This is a genomic window from Kitasatospora sp. NPDC017646 (assembly GCF_044329365.1).
In the GTDB taxonomy this organism is placed as follows: Bacteria; Actinomycetota; Actinomycetes; order Streptomycetales; family Streptomycetaceae; genus Kitasatospora.
Map to the genome: position 1 here is coordinate 46,053 of NZ_JBIRJC010000012.1, position 16,782 is coordinate 62,834.

Sequence of the window (16,782 nt, forward strand, 5' to 3'; positions counted from 1 at the left end):
CCGGTCCGGCGGCCCTCCTGGCGGCCCTACCGGCGGCCCGCCGGGAAGCCGTGGCGGCGGGCGGCGAGCGTCACCGCGAGGAAGCGGGCGGCCAGGGTGAACGGGTAGCCGGTGGAGGCCGCGGTGACGGTGTTGGCCACCGCGAAGCCGGCCATCGCGGCGAGCAGCAGCCGCTTGCGGCCCCAGCCGGCGGTGGCGGCGGTGAGCGGGACCGCGGTGGCGGCGGTGCCGATCGCGTACACGGTGACGGTCTGCCCGGTGGCGGATTCGCTGACGCCGAGGGCGTGGCTCATCCCGGGCAGGACGCCAGCCGGCAGGGTCTCGGTGAGCGCCGTGACGAAGACGGCGGTGGCCAGGGCGAGCAGGGCGGGGAGCGGAAAGGCCTTGCGGGGTAACGGGATTGTCAGTGTGGTCGCCATGGGGGCCATGCTCGGACCTCACACCGGTGTCAGGTTCAAGCACGGCCCCCCGTGGTCGGGTCAGCGGCCGAAGTAGCCGTCGAAGTTCTTGGAGAACTCCCGTCCGCCGAACTGGTCCCAGTTGATCGACCAGGTCATCAGCCCGGCCAGGTTCGGCTGGGCGCCCGAACGCGGCACGTACGTCCCGCAGTTGGCCAGCTTGGTGAGGCAGTCCAGCGCCTTGTCCACCTCGGCCGGGGCGACGTAGCCGTTGCCCGCGTTGGTGGTGGCCGGCATGCCGATGGCGACCTTCGAGGAGGGCAGCGGCGGAAACACGTTGCTGGTGTTGCCCGCCACCGGGAAGCCCTTGAGCAGCAGGTCGGTCATCGCGACGTGGAAGTCGGCGCCGCCCATGGAGTGGTACTGGTTGTCCAGGCCCATGACGGAGCCGGAGTTGTAGTCCTGGACGTGCAGCAGGGTGAGGTCGTCGCGCAGCGCGTAGATGACCGGCAGGTACGCCCCGGCGCGCGGGTCCTGACCGCCCCACGGGCCGGATCCGTAGTACTGGTAGCCGAGTTGGACGAAGAAGGTCTCCGGCGCCATGGTCAGCACGAAGCCCGGGCCGTACTTGGCCTTGAGGGTCTTCAGCGCCGAGATCAGGTTGACGATGACCGCGCTCCTGGGGTTCTTGAAGTCGGTGTCACCGGTGTCGAGGGACAGCGAGTGGCCCTCGAAGTCGATGTCCAGGCCGTCCAGTCCCCACTTGTCGATGATCGCCGAGACCGAGTTGACGAAGGTGTCCCGGGCGGCGGTGGTGGTCAGCTGGACCTGGCCGTTCTGTCCGCCGATCGAGATCAGCACCTTCTTGCCCCGGGCGCGCTTCGCGGCGATGGCGGCCTTGAAGTCGGCGTCGGACTCGACGGTCGGGCAGTCGGTGGCCGAGCAGCGGTTGAAGCGGATGTCGCCGGAGGTCGGGGAGGTGGGCTCGCCGAAGGAGAGGTCGATGATGTCCCAGGAGTCGGGGACGTCGGCCATCCGGGTGTAGCCGGCGCCGTTGGCGAAGCTGGCGTGGAGGTAGCCGACCAGGGTGTGGCTGCCGCTCGGGGTCCCCGTGGGCGTGCCCGTGGGCGTGCCCGTGGGCGTGCCCGTGGGCGTGCCCGTGGGCGTGCCCGTGGGCGTGCCGGTCGGGGTCCCGGTGGGCGTCGGGGTCGGCGTCGGGCTGGGCGCGCCGGGGCCGTCCAGCGAGACGTCGTCCGCGTAGTAGGTGCCCTGCCCGTACCAGCCGTGGGTGTGGACGGTGGCACTGGTCTGACCGGCGCCGGTGGTGAAGCTGACGCTGAGCTTCTGGTACGCGCCGCCGGTGCCGGGAGTCCAGGCGCTCGGGCCGCCGCCGTCGACGCCCAGGTAGACGTACGAGCCGTTGACCCAGGCGCTGAGCGTGTAGGTGGTGCTGGGCGCGACGGCGACGGTCTGGGCGCACTGGGCGGTGTCACCCGCGGTGGCCGCGGCGGCGAGCGCGTGGTCGCCGCTGTGCACCGGGCCGGTGACGACGCTGCCGGAGTTGCCGGTGCAGTTCCAGGGGCCGAGCGAGCCGGACTCGAAGCCGCCGTTGACCAGGAACTCCCCGGCCGAGGCGGTGGGCGCCAGGCCGAGGGTGACGCCGACCAGGGTGGCGGCGGCGACGGCCGAGGCGGTGCCGGCGGCGAGCACGGCGCGGCGATGTCCGGGCACGGTTGATTTGCGCATGCGGGTGCTCCTGCGGTGGCGCGGTCGTGGGGGACGTCCGAGGGCACGCCGGAGCAGCGCCAGTGGGGGGGACGGCCCGGCCTGGCAGCACCCAAGTTGGACTAGACCACTGAAGTGGATCCGACTGTGCGCTGTCAATGATCCAGACCGGTTCGGGCATCCCGGCGGCGGTCCCCGGTTGCCGCGGGTGACACCCCGTCGAAGGATGGAGGGGTGACCCCGCCCGGCTACCTCCGCCACCCCCACCTCCACGGCGGCCTGCTCACCTTCACCGCCGAGGACGACGTCTGGCTCGCCCCGCTGGACGCCGAGGCCGCCGCCACCGGCCGGGCCTGGCGGGTCGGCTGCGACCGCACCCGCGTCAGCCACCCCCGGTTCTCCCCCGACGGCACCACCCTCGCCTGGACCAGCTGGCTCGGCCTGACCCCCGAGGTGTGGACCGCCCCGGTCGAGGGCGGCGAGGGCCGCCGGCTCAGCTACTGGGGCAGCCTGGACACCCGGGTGCGCGGCTGGCTGCCGGACGGCGAGGTGCTCGCCGTCACCTCCCACCACGAGCCCTTCAGCCACTACACCTGGGCGCACGCCCTGCCCCCGGACGGCTCCCCCGGCCGCCGGATGCCCTGGGGCCCGGTCGGTGACGCCCAGATGAGCCGGGAGCGGACCGTCCTGCTCACCGGCTCCGCCCCGCACGAGCCCGCCGCCTGGAAGCGCTACCGCGGCGGCGCGATCGGCCGGCTCTGGGTGGACGGCGAACTGATCCTGCCCGAGCACACCGGCCACCTCTCCTCCCCCATGCCGGTCGGCGACCGGATCGCCTTCCTCTCGGACCACGAGGGAGTCGGCAACCTCTACTCGTGCCGGCCCGACGGCACCGACCTGCGCCGGCACACCGACCACGCCTCCTACTACGCCCGCGAGGCCGCCTCCGACGGCACCCGGATCGTCTACCAGCACGCCGGCGACCTCTGGCTGCTCGACGGCCTGGACGCCCCCGCCCCGCGCCGGCTGCACGTCCCGCTCGGCGGCGCCCGGGCCGGCCGCCGCCCGTACCAGGTCAATGCGGCCAACCAGGTCAAGGACCTGGCCTGCGACCGGACCGGCCGGGCCGGGGTGATCACCGTGCGCGGCAGCCAGTACTGGCTCACCCACAAGGACGGCCCGGCCCGGGTGCTCGTCGACACCCCCGGGGTGCGGACCCGGCTGCCGGTGGTGCTCGGGCACACCGGCGAGGCCGCCTGGATCACCGACGCCCGGGGCGCCGACGCGATCGAGGTGATGCCGCTGCCCGGACACGACGCCCCCTCCGAACTCACCGGCGGGAGCAGGCACCACCACCGGGTGCTCGCCGCCGGGAAGATCGGCCGGGTCCTGGAGCTCACCGCCTCCCCCGACGGCGCCCGGCTCGCCGCCACCACCTCGGACGGCCGGCTGCTGCTGGTCTCCGCCACCGACGGCGAGGTCCGCGAGCTCGCCGCCTCCGGCCACGGGCCCGTCTCCAGCGCCCGCTTCTCCCCCGACTCGCACTGGATCGCCTGGTCCCAGCCGGCCGCCGGGCGCTCGCTGCGCCGGATCCGGCTCACCCGCACCGATGCGACCGCACCGACCACCGACGTCACCGACGGCCGCTTCGAGGACGAGCAGCCGGTGTTCACCCGGGACGGCCGCTACCTGGCCTTCCTGTCCTGGCGCGGCTTCGATCCGGTGCACGACGTGCACACCGGGGACCTCTCCTTCCCGGTGGGCTGCCGCCCGTACCTCGTCCCGCTCACCGCCGACACGCCCTCCCCGTTCGCCGCGCCCGCCGAGGACGGCGTCCCGCGCGGGGACGGCGGCGGTGACGGCACCGTACGGGTCGACCCCGAGGGCATCGGCGACCGGCTGCTGCAGTTCCCGGTCATCGCGTCCAAGTACTCGGCCACCGACGCGGTGCGCGGCGGCCTGCTCTGGCTGCGCTGGCCGATCTCTGGCACCCTCGGGCAGACCTTCGCCAGCCCCGACGACACCTCCGGCCGCCCCTCGCTGGAGTACTTCGACCTGGCTCGGGGCAGCCGCACCACACTGGTGGACAAGCTGGACGGCTACGCGGTCTCCGGGGACGGCGGCTCGATCGCCGTCTACTCGGCCGGGACGCTGCGGGTGATCCCGGTCGGCGCCCCCTCCGCCGGGACCGGCGTCGACCTGCGTCGGATCACCCACACCGTGCACCCGGCCGCCGAGTGGCGCCAGGCGTACCACGAGGCGGCCCGGATCGTCCGGGACCAGTTCTGGGACGAGCGGATGTCCGGCCTGGACTGGCCCGCGCTGGTCGCCCAGTACGAGCCGCTCCTGGAACGGGTCTGCTCACCCGACGACTTCGCCGACCTGCTGCGCGAACTCCTGGGCGAACTCGGCACCTCGCACGCCTACGTCACCCCCTCCCGGCGCGCCGAGGGCCCCACCCTCGTCCAGCAGCCGATCGGCCTGCTCGCCGCCAACGCCCACCGCTCCCCCGACGGCCGCTGGCTGGTCGACCGGATCCTGCCCGGCGAGTCCTCCGACCCGCGCGCCCGCGCCCCGCTCGCCGCCCAGGGCGTCCGGAACGGCGACGAGCTGCTGGAGGTCGGCGGCCGCCCGGTGGACCCGGTGCGCGGACCGCTGCCGCTGCTGGCCGGCACCGGCGGCACCACCGTCGAACTGACCCTGCGCAGCGGCCCGGACGGCCCGGTGCGGCGGATCACCGTCACCCCGCTGACCGACGAACGGGCCGTCCGCTACCAGGACTGGGTCGCCAAACGGCGCTCCCTGGTGCGGGAGCTGAGCGACGGCCGGTGCGGCTACCTGCACATCCCGGACCTCGGCGGCTCCGGCTGGGCGCAGTTCAACCGGGACCTGCGGCGCGAACTCGACAAGCCCGCGCTGGTGCTGGACGTACGCGGCAACGCCGGCGGCAACGTCTCCGAACTGGTCCTGGAGAAGCTCACCCGGCACGTCCTGGCCTGGGACTTCAGTCGCGACCGCCAGCCGGTCCGCTGGCCCCGGCACGCGCTGCGCGGACCGCTGGTGGCACTCGCCGACGAGGCCACCAGCTCGGACGGGGACGTGATCATCGCGGCGATCAAGCTGCTCGGCCTCGGTCCGGTGATCGGCAACCGCACCTGGGGCGGGGTCGTCGGGATGACCGGACGGCACACCCTGGGCGACGGCACCCAGATCTCGGTGCCGAAGAACGCCTCCTGGTTCGGCGGCGGGCTCGGCTGGTCGGTGGAGAACCGGGGCGTCGAGCCGGACGTGCACGTGCTGCGCACCCCGCGGGACTGGGCCCGGGGGCGCCACCCGGAGCTGGTCACCGCCGTCCAGCTAACCCTGGAGCTGCTGGAGGACGCGCCCGCGGCGGCACCCCCGCCGGAGTCCACGCCCCGGCCGGACCTGCGCCGCCCGCCGCTGCCGCCGCGGGCGGAGTGACCTGCGGACTCCTCAGTCCCAGGGATCGCCCTCGGCCGTCATGTTCTCGGCGGCCCGCCGGTCGGCCTCCTCCTGGGCGGCGCGCCGCTCCTGGGTCTCCCTGGAGCGCTCGACGTCGTCACCGAACGCGTCGGCCGCCTCGTCGTGGGCGAGGGCGGCGCGCTGGGCGCCCTCCCCCGTGCTCTCGTGCTGCGGCGGCCGGTGGAACAACCTGTCCAAGATGCCCATGGCTCCTCCTTGTACGAACGGAACGTTCTTGCGGACGGACCGACGGAATTTTCGGGCTGCCCCCACTCTCACACCGGGCGCGCACGGGTGCACCTTGAGCCTTTGGTCCCGGTGGAAGGCGTCGAAGGGCCGTGGTCGGGGACGCCCGGCGGGCGCAAGGTGGGCGGTGTGGGGAACACGTCGAAGGGCCGTGGTCGGCGGCGCCCGACAGGCGGAAGGTGGGCGGTGTGAGGAACTCGACCGAGGAACTGCACGACGGGCCGCGCCGGCGGGTCGGTCCGCTGGCCGCGCTGGACGGGCGGCTGCCCCGCACCCACGACCTGCTGCTGATGCAGTGCCCCGGCTCCCTGCGCCCGCTGACCGGCGGCGGACTGCCGGACTGGGCCCGGACGGTCCTGCGGGCCCACCCGTGGGTGACGGTCGGCCGGGCTCCCTCGGTGGTCGGCACCCCGGTGGACGTCCCGCAGCCGCAGCGCTGCACCCGGGACCCGGAGGCGGCGCCCGAGCACTGGATGCCGGTGACCGCGCGCGGCCCGCGCCCCGGGCAGCGGCTGGACGCGCTGGCCCCCTGGGCGGCGGTGGCCCGCAGCCTGCGGCCCGAGCAGCTGGCCGAACGGCGGGCACGGCTCGCCCCCGGGCGGATCACCGACATCCCGGCGCTGGCCCTGCTCCCCGAGGTCGGCCGGCTGGTCGCGGACCACCGCCTCGCCTGGGGCCCGATCGGCGCGGTCGGCTACGAACTGGGCACCGGCGTCCCGGTCGCCGGGCCGCTCAGCCCGCTGCGGCTGGTGCTGCGCGCCCCGCACCCGGTCAGCCGCCGGGACGCGCTGCAGCTGCGGCGGGCGCTGAGCAAGCTGCCGGTGCCGGTGCAGGCCGAGCTGGAGACCCGCTACGGCGCGGTCCAGCTGGCCGAGTACGCGGCGGGGGCGCACACCTTCACCCTGCTGACGCCGTACGGGCCCCGCGAGGTCCACGATCCGTGGTTCCCGCGGGGCCCGTACGGGTGAGCGCCGGCCGGGGTCAGCCGCTGACGCTGGGCGCGCCCGTCTCCAGGTGGCCGGTGAAGCGCTGGGTCCAGCTGCTGTCGGCGTCCACGGTGACGGTGAAGTCGTACCAGCCGTTGTTGTAGGCGACCGCGTTGAAGAAGTCGCTGGTGCTGCCGCCGGCCGGCACCCGGTAGGTCCAGGGGCCGTCCGTCCGGTAGTTGCCGGAGGTGATGGTGAAGGTCATCGGGGTGCTGCCGGAGTTGGCCATCGTGAAGTAGACCGCCAACTTGCCGCTGCCCGGCTCGACCGCGTAGGAGGCGGTGACGGCGGCGTTCTTGCCCGGCTGGGTGAGGTCGCCGGTGAAGCGGCGCAGGAAGCGGTTCGGGCCGACCACGGTGAGGTCGTACTTGCCGTTGCCGAAGCCGTTGGTGCCGCAGTTGAAGAAGTCGGTGACCGGGCTTCCGGACCCGACGGTGTACTGCCAGGGGCCGCCGCTGCGGTAGGCGTTGGCGTAGGCGGCGAAGTGCGCGGACCGGGCGGCGCCGTCGTTGGACATCTTCAGCCAGACGTGCATGACGCCGCCGGCGTCGGTGTCCCAGTGGTCCAGGTTGGCGTTGGGCTGGTACGGCAGGGCGCGGGCCGGGCGGGTGCCGGGCTCCTGCGCGGGCAGGGCGTTGTTGCTCGGCGAGGGGTTGGGCAGCGGGCCACAGGTGGACAGGCCGATGGTCTGGGAGGTGTCGGGCAGCGCGGGCATGCCGTACACCGGGTTGGCGAAGTCGAAGACCGAGGTGAGGTCGCCGCAGACCTGGCGGCGCCAGGCGCTGATGTTGGGGCTGGTGGCCGGCTTGCCGATGGCGGCGGTCCACACCTCCAGGAAGCGCAGCACCGAGGTGTGGTCGAAGGTCTCGGAGTTGACCCACCCGCCGCGGCTCCACGGGGAGACGGCGATCAGCGGGACGCGGAAGCCGAGGCCGATGTTGGTGGAGTTGTAGAACTCGTCCGCGGTGCCGGAGGGCGCGGCCGGCGGCGGGACGTGGTCGAAGAAGCCGTCGTTCTCGTCGTAGTTGATCAGCAGGACGGTGGAGTTGAACACGTTGGGATCCGCGTTCAGGGCGTCCATCACCAGGTGGACGAAGTGCGCGCCGTCCTCGGGGGTGGCGTAGGGGTGCTCGGAGGACTGCTGGTCGGCGACGATCCAGGAGACCTGCGGCAGGGTGCCGTTCAGCACGTCGGCCCGGATCGCGGCGGCTATGTCGTCCGGGGTCCGGCCGGTGGCGGCGGGGACGGAGCCCATGCCCTTGACGGCGAGCGGGCTGCCGGCCGCGGCGCCGGTGAACTGGCTGAAGTAGGCGAGGGCGTTGTCGCCGAAGTTGTCGTTGGCGTTCTGGTAGACCTTCCAGCTGACGCCTGCCTTCTCCAGCGCCTCGGCGTAGGTCTGCCAGCGCAGGTTGGACTCGGACCCGCCGTCGTAGGCGGGGCCGCCGGCGGTGCCACTCGGGTCGATCCAACCCGACCAGTGGTAGGTGCGGTTGGGGCCGGTCGCGCTCAGCACCGAGCAGTGGTAGGCGTCGCAGATGGTCCAGTTGTCGGCCAGCGCGTAGTGGAACGGGATGTCGCCGCGCTGGAGGTAGCCGAGGGTGCGGACGGTGCCCTTGGCGGACACCCAGGAGTCCATCTTGCCGCCGTTCCAGGCCCTGTGCTGGTCGGACCAGGCGTGCGAGAGGTCGCCGTTGCACTGCGCCTGGGTCTCCGGGGAGCCGCCGGCGCCGGAGGGGTTGAAGGCCCACGGGTACTGCCGGGCGAACAGGCCGTTCGGCTGGTTGAAGACGCTGTAGCCGCCGGAGATCTGGATGGTGGCCTTGTCGGCGAAGCCGCGCACACCCTTGAGGGTGCCGAAGTAGTGGTCGAAGCTGCGGTTCTCCTGCATCAGGATCACCACGTGCTGCACGTCGGTGATGGTGCCGGTGGTGCTGAGCGCGGTGGTGGAGGCGGTCCCGGCGGCGGCCCCCGCGGCACCGGTGCCGGCCACCGTGAGACCGGCCGCGGCGGCGCCGGACAGCGTGACGAACTTCCTACGACTCAACTCGGCCATCAGCCCGGTCCGTCCCTTCGCTGGCGATGTTGTGTACACAAGTCGGGGCTCATCGATCGCGGAGCAGTCTCCACCTCGGCCCGAGCGGGCCACCAGATGCGCGCAGCAGGGTTGTCGGACTGTTCGGCCGGGTGTCACCGAGCGACGCACGGCTGAACGCCCGACGGATCCGCCGGGGAGGGACGGTGCAGGCTCAGCGGTCCTTGACCTCGATACCCAGCGCATGGGCGAACTGCGGTGCCAGCTCCAGCAGTTGGGACGAGCTGATGACGGCTCCGCGCAGGCCCTGGTGGCCGTCCGCCAGGCCGAGCCGGGTGGCACCGCGCAGGTCGGTCCCGCTCAGCACGGCTCCGCGCAGCCGGACCTCCTCCAGCGTCGAGCCGGGGAAGGACACCCCGGTCAGCTTGGCCTCGCCGAAATCCACGTCGCGCAGCAGGCAGTCCTCGAACACCACGTCCCGCAGCACGGCCGCCCGCAGGTTGACGGCCTCCAGCTTGCAGCCGCGGAACACCACCCGGCGCAGCGCGGAGCCGTACCCGGCGACCCCGGCCAGCACGCCGCCGAGGAAGACGCTGTCCTGCCACTCGGTGTCGCTCAGGTCGCAGGCCACCCAGCGGCCGGCCTGCACCCAGACCTCGTTGAACCGGGCCTGGCGCAGCTTGACCCCGCTGAGCGCGACCCCGGTGAAGGCGCACTCCAGGAAGACGGCGCCGGCGCCGGACTCGTCGGTGTGCCCGCCGTCGTCGAAGTGCGTGGTGTCGTACCGGGCGTCGGTGCGCAGCGGGCCGCTGTGGGGGCGCAGCAGTTCGGCGTACGGGAGGTCGGCGAGCTGTTCGGGGACGGGGCGGGGCATGGCGGCGGCACCTCACGGATCCGGGGCGAAGGGAGCAGGGGCGAACGGAGCGGGGCAAAGGGTCTCGCCCGCATGCTCGCACGCGGCACCGACAACACCGCGGCGCCCCGACGCGGGCGCGCCCCGGCCCGGCCGCTGCGGACTCGGCCGGGCCGGGGCGTTCACCGGTGGCGCGTCAGCCGCGCGCCCAGAAGGAGTTGACCCGGCTGCGCTCGGTGCTGTTCGGGTACGGGTTGGTGCAGGACGGGCCGGGGCCGCCGCCCGACATGAGCTCGCTGCACGGACCGGAGTAGTGGTCCGGCAGGCCGAGCACGTGCCCGGTCTCGTGGGCCGTGACCCGGACCGAGTTGTACTGCTGGTTCTGCTGGTAGTCGAGGAAGACGTAGCCGCGCCCGTGCCCGTCGGTGCTGGCGTACGAGCCGCGGCTGTCGCTGCCCTCGTAGTAGCGGAAGTCGGCGGCGGAGCCGGCCCGCAGCTGGACGTTGCTGACCGAACTGTTCCAGATCTGGGCGGCGTTGGCGATCTGGGTGCGGAAGGACGGGGCGGAGCTGGCGTCGTAGGTGACCACGACGGTGGCCAGGCCCGGGTTGGCGGCCTGCTTGGCCTTGGCGGAGGCCATCACGGCCTGGAAGAACGCCTGGTTGTCCGCGGCCTCCTGGGCCGAACCGGCGTACGTCGAGGGGGTGTAGCCCTGCACGGCCGCTGTGGACGGGCCCGCCGGGGCGGCGGCCGCGGTGGTGGGCAGCACGGCGAGGCCGGCCGCGAGGGCGAGGCCGAGGGTTGCGGACAGCACGGATCGCTTCATGTGGGGGCTCCTGAAGGGGTCCTGGAGTGGGGGCTCCGGTCCCCGGTGCCGCGGCCGTTGGGGTCGGCCTCGGGGGGGCACCTGGTGACCGGGTGTCCCCAGAGCTTCGGGCAGCCCGGCGGCGGTGCGGATGATGTCAACTCGCGATAGCCCGGTGCAATACCCCCGGAGCCCGCGGATTTGAGCCGTCTTTTACTCGTCTTGACTCAGCCATGCCCCTGGCATTCCGTTCCGGTGGCGGCTAGGCTCCCCGTCGGGGAAGTACCCATGCGGCGACCCGCCCGTTTCCGGCCGGGCGGGTCGCCGCACCCGATTGGCCCTGGGGGCAGGTCAGTTGGCCGCCGCCACGCCGTTCGCCCAGAGCGCGTCGACCTGGGCGCTCTCGTTGACGTCGGGGTGCGCGTTGGTGCAGGACGGTCCGGGGCCGTGGCCGGACATCAGTTCGCTGCACGGCCCGGAGTAGTCGTCGGGCAGGCCGAGCACGTGCCCGGTCTCGTGGGCGACGATCCGGAGCGAGTAGTACTCCTGGGCCTGCTGGTGGTCGATGAAGACGTAGCCGTGTCCGTGCCCGTCGGTGCTGGCGTACGAACCGCTGCCGTCACCCTCGGTGTACGAGAAGTCGCCGGTGCCGCTGGTCTCCTGGAGCTGGACGTTGTGCACCGAGCTGTTCCAGATCTGCACGGCGTTGGCGATGTCGCCGGTGAAGGAGGGCGCGTTGGTGGTGTCGTAGGTGACGGTGACGGTCTGCAGCCACGGGTCGGCGGCGTGCCTGGCCCTGGCCGAGGCCATCACGGCCTGGAAGAAGGCCAGGTTGTCCGCGGCCTCCTCGGCCGCACCGGCGTACGCCGAGCCGGCCCGGGTCTGGACGGTGTGGGTCCGGGCGGCGTGGGTCTGCGCGGCATGGGTCCGTGCGGACGGCGCCGCCGGGGCGGCGGGCGCGGCGGTGACGGGCGCGGCGACGGCGGTGGCGGGCAGGGTCACGAGGACGGCGGCGAGGCCCAGGCCCAGGGTCGCGGACAGCACGGATCGCTTCATGTGGGGGCTCCGAATTCGCGGCGCGCCGACCGGCCGCGACCGTGGGGGGCCGGACCCGGTGGTAGTGGCGCGCGGTGGGGGCCGTCCCGGCCGGACCGGGGCGGTGTGGTGCCCCTGAGCTTCGACCCGCCCGGGCCCGTCGCGGATGATGTCAACCGGCGATAGCCCGGCCGCATAGCAGCGGCGGTCCGTCACCGGCGAGTCCACCGAACGCCCGCGCGGACGCCCGGGCGTCCCGTCGGCATGCCCGTGATCTCCTGTCATGTCCTTGGCGAGGTGGCGCGTTGACGTCTATGCTCCCGTCGTGGAGCTCGACGTGAGACACCTGCGGGTGCTGTGCGCGATCGCCGACACCGGCAGCCTCCGCAAGGCGGCGCTCCAACTCGGCATGACCCAGCCCTCCCTCACCACCCAACTGCACCGCATCGAACGGGCCATCGGCGGGACCCTCTTCACCCGCGAGCAGACCGGCAGCCGGCCCACCGCGCTCGGCCACTCCGTGCTGTCACGGGCCCGGCCGGTGATCAGCGAGATGGCCGCCCTGGTCGCCGCCGCCCGCCAGGAGGCCCGCGACACCACCGGGCCCGGCCGCCAGCGCCGGCTGCGGATCGGCAGCGTCGGCAGCCGGGCGGTCGCCGCCTGGCTGCGCCGGGTGCACGACCGGCTGCCGGACACCGACACCACCATCCACGTGGACATCTCCGCCAGCGCACTGCTGCGGATGGTCGCCGCCGACCAGCTGGACGTGGCCTTCGTGTACGAGAGCGAGGGCTTCCCGCTGCGGGTGCCGCCGGACGCCGAACACCGGGTGCTGATGGCCCGTGAGCCGCAGTTCGTCGCGCTCGCCGCCGGGCACCCGGCCGCTGCCCGGCCCGTCGTCCACCTGGCCGACCTCGCCGAGGACACCTGGATGGTCGACCCGACCGCCGACCACGAGTACGCCGCGATGCGCCGGGTGTTCAGCGAGGCCGGGCTCAACCCCCGGGTGGTGCAGGTGCGGGACAACGCCACCGCAGCCGAGCTGGTCGCCTCCGGGGAGGCCGTCCGCCCCTGCCAGCCGACCTCGCTGCCCGGGCCCGGCACGGTGGTCCGCCCGGTGCACGGTGACCCGCTGGCCGTCCGGCTGCTGTTCACCTGGCGCCCCCGGGTGCTCAGCCAGCCCGCCCTGGACGCGCTGTACGGCGAACTGCGCGCCGCCTACCTGGATCTGGCCAAGGTCAACCCGGCCTACCTGGCCTGGCTGGCGCGGCACGAACCGGTGCTGCTGGAGCGGGCTCAGACGTTCTGATCCCCGCCCTCCCGGTCCGCCCGGTCCCCCCGGTCCCCCCGGTCCTCCTGGCTCACCCGGCTCACCCGGCTCTCCCGGCCGTGGATCAGCACCCCCACCGCGATCATCAGCGCGCAGACCAGGCCCGCCGCCAGCACCCCGGAGCCGCCCAGCGCGGTGCAGGCCAGCACCAGCGCCGCCGCGGTCGGCGCCACCGACTGCGCGAGCGGGCCGCGCTTGGTGTGCCGGGAGTGCAGGTACCAGACGGTGGCGAGGTAGACCGCGGTCGGCACGGTGACCGTCGCGGTGGCGGCCGTCCGGGAGATCTCCGCCTTGTGCACGGCCGACTCCACCGCACCTCCAGCCCGGTACCGATCGCCGCCGCCGAGCCGAACACCAGGTAGTGCCCGTACCCCCAGGCGAAGGCAAGCCGGTTGGAGCGCAGGTGCTCGTGGACGGGCCGGCAGGGGGACGGGGCCGGGGAGGGGCTCGCGGCCCCGCATCCTGGCAGCGGCCCGGCCCCCGCGCACGCACCGGAGCGTGCACCAGTGCGGCGGCTCCGTTCGAGCCCGGGCGCGATGCCCCCTTATGCCCCTTTTCCCCTTTCCGTCAGCGAGAGTTGACACTCCGGTGCGCGAAGTGGGTGACAGCGCGGCGGGTTTCCGGGCGCGCCCCGCGCGCTGCACCGCGACCGGCCCCGGCGCCCCGCTAGATTCTTCCCCGGTTGGAAGCGAGCGCGGGCCCCTGCGAGGGCCCCATGACACGGGCGGCCTGCGGGCAACGCGGAAGGTCAAGGCCGGTGGCAGGACAGCGGGGGCGGCGTAGCCGACCTCCCCGTGTCCGCGCCACCGGCCTCGTGATCACCGCGCTGCTCGCCAGCGCCTGCCGTGCGGTCGTCCTCGCCGCCTCGGCGGCCCGGGCTACTTCTCCCAGCCGACCTTGCTGTAGTCCTCGCTGCCAAGGCCGAAGGCCCCGTAGTTGGCGAGCCCCTTGCGGACCGCCACCACGACCGGCCGCTGGTAGAGCTCGACGGTGTGGCCGAGTTCCCAGATCTTCGCGTCCGCCTGGTTGTAGAGCTTCGCCGCCTCCACCGGGTCGACCGTTCCGGCCGCCTTCTTCAGCAGGTCGTCGATCTCCTGGCTGCCCAGGCGGGACGGGTTCTGGAAGGAGTTGTCGCCCACCGGGAGGCGGAAGTTGGCGAGGCTCTTGGAGTTCGGGAACGAGTCCGTGTTGCGCCAGCTCGCGAGGTCGAACTTGCCGGGGGTGACGTACTTGGCGAAGAAGTCGTTGGCGGCCACCTTGTCCAGGTCGACCTTGACCCCGGCCGCCTGCCACATCGCCGCCGCCGCGGTGGCGAGGTCGAGCTGGGCCTGCGGCGTTCCGTCGCTGAGCACCCAGTGCAGCTCCAGCGGCTTCCCGTCCCTGGTCCGCGGCTGACCGCTGCCGGCATCCTTCCAGCCAGCGTCGTCCAGCAGCTTCTTGGCGGTCGCGAGGTCGAACGTGGCCCAGTCGCCGGAGTTGTCCTGGTAGCCGGTCTGGTTGGGCATGATGATGTGGTTGCCGAGCGGCTTGAACTCCACCGGCACCCCGTTGTTGGCGATCTTGATCAGTGCCGAGCGGTCGAGCGCCTTGCCGAGCGCCTGACGGACCTTCTGGTCGGCCAGCGCGCCGTTCCCGCCGAAGGAGATGTGCACCTCGTCCCACGGGCTGGCGGCCCGGATCACGGTGTCCTTGGCGCTCTTGAGCTGCCCGTACGCGGCGGCGGTGCCGGCCGAGGCGAGGTCGATCTCGTTGTTGAGGTACGCCTGGATGCTCGCCGACTTGTCCATCACCCGGAAGGTGATCTTGTCGAGCTTGGCCCTGGTCCCCCACCAGGCCGGGTCCGGGACCAGGCTGATGGTCTGCGCGGTCTTGTCCGCCGTCCCGATCCTGAACGGGCCCGCGGTGATCGGGATCTTCTCCACCCAGCCCTTGTTGAAGTCGTCCGGGGTGGCGATGCCGGCCGCCGGGATCAGCGGGCGGAACAGGTTCTGCCAGTCCGCGTACGGCTGGGCGAAGGTGACCTTCACCTCGGTCGGGTCGGCGCCCTGTTCGACCGCGGAGATCAGCTCGTAGCCGGACGGGTCGTTGATGTTGTACGCCGGGTCCTTGCCGTTGCTGGTCTGCCAGTCGGCCTTGAAGTCCAGGTAGCTGAGCGGCTTGCCGTCCGACCACTTGGCCTTGGGGTTCAGCTTGTACGTGACCACCTGCGGCGAGGTCGAGGTGACCTTGGCCTCCACCAGGTAGTCCGGGTTCGGTTGGAAGGTGCCGGAGGCGTCGGTGCCGAACAGCGTGGGCTCCAGGGCCCGGATCAGGTTCACCGTGTCGGTGTACGTGCCGCCGTCCACCTGGAGCGGGTTCCACTGGGTGATCCACTGGTCCAGCGCGAAGCGCACCTCGCCGCCGTCCTTGATCTGGTCCAGGGGCTTGGCGTTGATGTCCTGGGAGTCCTGTCTCGGCGGCTCGCTCTTGGCCACGTCGCCGCCCGAGCCGCCCCCGCCGGAGGTGCACGCGGTGACCGCCAGCGCGACGGCGACGGCGAGCGCGGCCGCCCGGCCGAGGCGGCGGGCCGTGGTGGAAGCGTCCATGAGGGTCCCCCTGGAGAGGTCTGCGAAGCGGGAGTTGGGGCGCAGCAGGCATGACTTGGCTTGAGCATGGGCACTCAATCCGGCACCGAGCCAGAGGAACGTAACAGCGGATCAGATCCGCCACCAGGGGGAGGAACGCACACCTGATCCAAAAGTCACGTGGGGCAATCCCGCCGCAACACCACGGTGCTTCACTCTGACCTGCGCGTTCGCCAACTACTCGACTTCTAATGCCGCCTGACGCCCCGACCGGGCCCGACCGAAGGCCACCCGCCGATGCCCTCCAGACGCGTCGCCGCCGCCCCGACCCAGGGCGGGCGCTGATGCTCCGCTACCTCGCGAAGCGCCTGAGCTACTACGCGGCGCTGCTGATCGCCGCCGTGTTCCTGGCGTACGCGATCTCCGCGAGCGCCCTCCAGCCGCGCACCTACTTCGACGCCAAGGTCCCCCGGCCGTCCGCCGAATCGGTCGAGCGCCAGCTCACCGCGCTCAACCTGAACGACCGCACCCCGGTCGTCGAGCGCTTCGGCCACTGGGCCGGCGGGCTGCTCCACGGCGACCTCGGCCGGACCATCCACGACACCCCGGTCAGCGACGACTTCGGCCGCCGGGTCTGGGTCTCGCTGCGGCTGCTGCTGATCGGCAGCCTGCTCGGTACCCTCCTCGGCGTCGCCGCCGGGGCGTGGAGCGCCGTTCGCCAGTACCGGATCTCCGACCGGGTGCTCACCGTGCTGTCCTTCGTGCTGCTCTCCACGCCGGTCTTCCTGGTCGCGCTGTTCCTCAAGAACGGCGCCATCGCCGCCAAGGACGCGGCCGGCCACGAGGTCGTCCCGTTCACCGGCTACGAGACCCCCGGACTGGCCGGCGGCTTCGGCGCCCACCTCTCCGACTGGGCGCTGCACCTGCTGCTGCCGACCGTCTCGCTCGCCCTCGGCGGCCTCGCCACCTACAGCCGCTACCAGCGCGGCACCATGCTCGACGTGCTCGGCTCCGACTACCTGCGCACCGCCGAGGCCAAGGGCCTCACCCGCCGCCGGGCCTTGCTCAAGCACGGGCTGCGCACCGCCGTGATCCCGATGTCGACCATGTTCGCCTACAGCTTCCTGGGCATCTTCACCGGCGCGATCTTCACCGAGACGATCTTCGGCTGGCACGGCATGGGCGAGTGGCTGATCCAGTCGATCAACGAGCAGGACGTCAACTCGGTGGTGGCGATCAACCTGTTCACCGCCGTCGTCGTGCTCGCCTCCGGCTTCCTGGCCGACACCCTGCACGCCGCCCTCGACCCGCGCGTGCGGTCCTGA

12 protein-coding genes and 1 pseudogene are annotated in these 16,782 nt (G+C 73.0%); 4 read left to right on the forward strand and 9 right to left on the reverse strand.

What is annotated here, in order from left to right:
* Positions 1-26: 26 nt before the first annotated feature.
* Together ACH4J0_RS20200 and ACH4J0_RS20205 are read right to left on the reverse strand one after the other, a co-directional pair.
* On the reverse strand, positions 27-419 hold the full coding sequence (locus ACH4J0_RS20200) for an MFS transporter (protein ID WP_396241907.1): 393 nt from the start codon (positions 417-419) through the stop codon (positions 27-29).
* Between the two features lie 60 nt (positions 420-479).
* Positions 480-2,144, reverse strand: a complete 1,665-nt coding sequence (locus tag ACH4J0_RS20205) for a chitinase (RefSeq protein WP_396241909.1) — start codon at positions 2,142-2,144, stop codon at positions 480-482.
* 213 nt (positions 2,145-2,357) lie between these two features.
* On the opposite strand from ACH4J0_RS20205, the gene ACH4J0_RS20210 reads away from it, so the two are divergent.
* Positions 2,358-5,585, forward strand: coding sequence for a S41 family peptidase (locus ACH4J0_RS20210; protein WP_396241911.1), 3,228 nt, complete (start codon positions 2,358-2,360; stop codon positions 5,583-5,585).
* Positions 5,586-5,597: 12 nt separating this feature from the next.
* On the opposite strand, the gene ACH4J0_RS20215 is transcribed toward ACH4J0_RS20210, so the two are convergent.
* The gene (locus ACH4J0_RS20215) at positions 5,598-5,813 is read right to left on the reverse strand and encodes a hypothetical protein (RefSeq protein ID WP_396241913.1); all 216 of its coding nucleotides are present in this window, start codon (positions 5,811-5,813) and stop codon (positions 5,598-5,600) included.
* 227 nt (positions 5,814-6,040) lie between these two features.
* Here ACH4J0_RS20215 and ACH4J0_RS20220 point away from each other — a divergent pair, with 227 nt between their 5' ends.
* Positions 6,041-6,820 (forward strand): phosphoribosyl-dephospho-CoA transferase MdcG domain-containing protein, encoded by a 780-nt coding sequence (locus ACH4J0_RS20220; protein ID WP_396241914.1) that lies wholly within the window; start codon positions 6,041-6,043, stop codon positions 6,818-6,820.
* 13 nt (positions 6,821-6,833) lie between these two features.
* On the opposite strand, the gene ACH4J0_RS20225 is transcribed toward ACH4J0_RS20220, so the two are convergent.
* The 4 genes from ACH4J0_RS20225 to ACH4J0_RS20240 form a co-directional block, all read right to left on the reverse strand.
* Positions 6,834-8,891: a phosphocholine-specific phospholipase C gene (locus tag ACH4J0_RS20225; RefSeq protein ID WP_396241915.1), complete on the reverse strand. Its 2,058-nt coding sequence runs from the start codon at positions 8,889-8,891 to the stop codon at positions 6,834-6,836.
* A 193-nt stretch (positions 8,892-9,084) separates the two neighbouring features.
* The gene (locus ACH4J0_RS20230) at positions 9,085-9,744 is read right to left on the reverse strand and encodes a pentapeptide repeat-containing protein (RefSeq protein WP_396241916.1); all 660 of its coding nucleotides are present in this window, start codon (positions 9,742-9,744) and stop codon (positions 9,085-9,087) included.
* Positions 9,745-9,919: 175 nt separating this feature from the next.
* Positions 9,920-10,549 (reverse strand): snapalysin, encoded by a 630-nt coding sequence (snpA, locus tag ACH4J0_RS20235; RefSeq protein ID WP_396241917.1) that lies wholly within the window; start codon positions 10,547-10,549, stop codon positions 9,920-9,922.
* A 330-nt stretch (positions 10,550-10,879) separates the two neighbouring features.
* A complete protein-coding gene (locus ACH4J0_RS20240) occupies positions 10,880-11,584 on the reverse strand; it encodes a snapalysin family zinc-dependent metalloprotease (protein WP_396241918.1) in 705 nt (234 codons plus the stop codon).
* 262 nt (positions 11,585-11,846) lie between these two features.
* Here ACH4J0_RS20240 and ACH4J0_RS20245 point away from each other — a divergent pair, with 262 nt between their 5' ends.
* A complete protein-coding gene (locus ACH4J0_RS20245) occupies positions 11,847-12,872 on the forward strand; it encodes a LysR family transcriptional regulator (protein WP_396241919.1) in 1,026 nt (341 codons plus the stop codon).
* On the opposite strand, the pseudogene ACH4J0_RS20250 reads toward ACH4J0_RS20245, so the two are convergent.
* Together ACH4J0_RS20250 and ACH4J0_RS20255 are read right to left on the reverse strand one after the other, a co-directional pair.
* Positions 12,860-13,311: pseudogene (locus ACH4J0_RS20250) on the reverse strand (low temperature requirement protein A); the annotation flags it as partial. The gene ACH4J0_RS20245 and the pseudogene ACH4J0_RS20250 sit on opposite strands and share 13 nt — an antisense overlap.
* 460 nt (positions 13,312-13,771) lie before the next feature.
* Positions 13,772-15,478: an ABC transporter family substrate-binding protein gene (locus ACH4J0_RS20255; RefSeq protein ID WP_396241920.1), complete on the reverse strand. Its 1,707-nt coding sequence runs from the start codon at positions 15,476-15,478 to the stop codon at positions 13,772-13,774.
* Positions 15,479-15,801: 323 nt separating this feature from the next.
* On the opposite strand from ACH4J0_RS20255, the gene ACH4J0_RS20260 reads away from it, so the two are divergent.
* On the forward strand, positions 15,802-16,782 hold the full coding sequence (locus tag ACH4J0_RS20260) for an ABC transporter permease (RefSeq protein WP_396241921.1): 981 nt from the start codon (positions 15,802-15,804) through the stop codon (positions 16,780-16,782).